The sequence below is a fragment of the Kitasatospora griseola genome (assembly GCF_014648555.1).
GTDB classification, from domain to species: Bacteria; Actinomycetota; Actinomycetes; order Streptomycetales; family Streptomycetaceae; genus Kitasatospora; species Kitasatospora griseola.
Genome location: NZ_BMRI01000038.1, coordinates 13,439 through 16,045, shown reverse-complemented (window position 1 = coordinate 16,045; position 2,607 = coordinate 13,439). Strand labels below are relative to the sequence as shown.

At 70.0% G+C, this 2,607-nt stretch carries 1 protein-coding gene and 1 pseudogene; both read left to right on the top strand.

From position 1 onward, the window contains the following. Positions 1 to 2,208, top strand: a 2,208-nt coding sequence (locus IEZ12_RS31530) for an SdrD B-like domain-containing protein (RefSeq protein WP_189276936.1), incomplete at its 5' end; no start/stop codon positions are given. Between the two features lie 219 nt (positions 2,209 to 2,427). Then, a pseudogene (locus tag IEZ12_RS39440) lies at positions 2,428 to 2,607 on the top strand (hypothetical protein); the annotation flags it as partial.

The window sequence follows — 2,607 nt, the reverse complement described above, 5'->3', positions numbered from 1 at the left end:
ACGCTGACGACCGGTCTGTGGAACCCGGCCGACTACTGCCAGCAGAACGCCCCGCTGGCCACCGCCTGCCAGCCCGCGGTGACCGACCCGGCGACCAAGCGGACGGTACTGAGCTTCCCGTACCAGGCCCGTGGCGTGAACCAGGACGTCACCGACCTCAGCACCTCCGCCGGCACCGGCAACGTGTTCGGCCTGGCCTGGGACCGGGACGGCCGACGGCTGTTCAGCTCGGCCCAGGCGAAGCGCGACACGAACTACGGCCCGGGCGGGGCGGGCGGAATCTACGTCACCGACCCGGCGACGAAGACCACCAAGCTGTTCACCACCGTCCCCGACGCGGGCAGCAGTGTGCACGAAGGCCTCCTCGACCCGGCGTTCATGGCGGCGGTCGGCAAGGAGAGCCTGGGTGGGCTGAAGCTCAGCGAGGACGGCCGCGACCTGTACGTGGTCAACCTCAACAACCGGAAGCTGTACCGCTACGACGCCACGGCGAAGACGGTGGAGAAGCCCAAGGCCGTCTACACCATCCCGACGCCGAACTGCCCGTCGGCGGACGACTGGCGGCCCTACGGCCTCGGCATGCAGGACGGCGTCGGCTACGTCGGCGGCGTCTGCTCCGGCCAGTCGACGCAGAAGATCGGCGACCTGCGGGCGATCGTGCTGCCGTTCGACCCGGCCACCGGGAAGTTCGGCTCGGCCGTGCTGAACCAGCCGATGGACCACCGAGGCACGCCCACCGTCCCCTGCAACACCTACAACTGGTACCCGTGGACGGACGTCAAGCCGGCCGACCGCTGCAACTTCTACGGGCAGCCCGAGCTCGGCGAGATCGGGTTCGAGACGGACGGCTCCATGCTGCTGTCCTTCCGCGACCGCTACCCCGACCAGGCCAACGCCTACCCTAGCGCCGGGCAGCCGGCTCCTCCGGGTGGTGTGAGGGCGCTCGCGTCCGGTGACCTGAACAAGGCCTGCAAGTCCGGCGACGCCTACGTGATGGACGTCAACCTCGGCTGCGGGATCACCACTCGCGGCAAGGGCTTCTACGACGTCCGCCGCTACTACGACTCGCACACCTACGCCACGTACGCGGGCATGGCGCTGTCCAAGGTGGAGAACTCCATCGCCACCTCCGGCTACGACGTGCTCGACCACATCGTCACCGCCGGCACCATGTTCACCCTGCGCACCGGCGCGAAGGACCCGGGCATGGGGCAGGAACTCTCCGACGGCCGCTCCAGCTTCGGCAAGGGCTCCGCGATGGGCGACCTGGAGGTGCTCTGCGACAAGGCGCCGCTGCAGATCGGCAACCGGGTCTGGTACGACCCGGAGCGCTCCGGTCTGCAACTGCCGCAGCAGAAGCCGGTCGTGGGCGCGACGGTCAACCTGTACGACGCCGACGGCAGGAAGGTCGGCACGGCGAAGACCACCGCGCGCGGTGAGTACTACTTCGACAACACCAACGTCACCGGTGGTCTGAAGCCCAACACGGCGTACACCGTCAAGCTCGACAACCCGGCCGACTACGCCAAGGGCGGTCCGTTGTACCACTGGGTCCCGACCAAGGCGAACGTCGGCGACAATCGGACGATCGACTCGGACGGGACGATCCCCAAGGGCGGCACGTACGTCGAGCGGGCACTGAAGACCGGCGGCCCGGGTCAGAACGACCACAGCTTCGACTTCGGGTTCAGCCAGCAGCAGGGCGAGTTGCGCCTGGTCAAGCACGACCAGGACGGCAAGCCGCTGCCCGGCGCGGTCTTCCAGCTGTGGCGGGAGTCGAACGACACCGAGGGGCTGCAGCAGGACAAGGACACCAAGGTCGGCGAGCCCTGCACCACCGGCGACGACGGCACCTGCCGCACCGTCGCCGACCAGGGCACGTACTACTGGCAGGAGGTCACCCCGCCCAAGGGCTACCAGGTGCCGGAGCAGCCGGTCCTCGGCCCGGTGGTCCTGGACGACGAGCACCTGGCGGACGGTGTCACCACCACCGCCGTCAACAAGCTGATCCCGCCGCCGCCCACCACCCCGGCCCCGACCCCGCCGGCGACGCCGAGGCCCACCCAGGCCCCGACGCAGCCGTCGGGCGGCAGCCTGGCCTTCACCGGCACGGACGACACCGCCCTCAGGTACACCCTGGTCGGCGGAGTGGCGCTGCTGGTGGCCGGCGCCGGCGTGCTGATCGCCGTGCGGAGGCGTCGCGCCTGACGCAGTGACAGCAGTGGCGCAGGGGCTCCGGGACCACCCCGGGGCCCCTGTCGGCATTCGTAACTGAGTAAGCGTCATCTCCGTTATGCAGTCGTGCCGTTGTCCTAATCCGGCGAAAACGGAATCCAAGGTTCCGAGCGCCCTCCGGGACCCGCTAGCCTCCGTCCCAACAGGCGCGCCCCTCCCGGGGGGAGGGGCGCGTCGGAACGAAGGAGGAACGTGCAACTCAAGAGAAGCGGTTACCGGCGTTCTGCCGCGCTGGCCGCTCTGCTGGCGGCCGGGATAGCGACCGGCCCGGCCGTCTCCGCGCCGGCCGCCACGGCGGACGGTTCGGTGACGGTGCGGGTGGTCCGCGCGGTGGACGAGAGCGGGACGTACAGCCCGGCGCTGGAGCCGGGG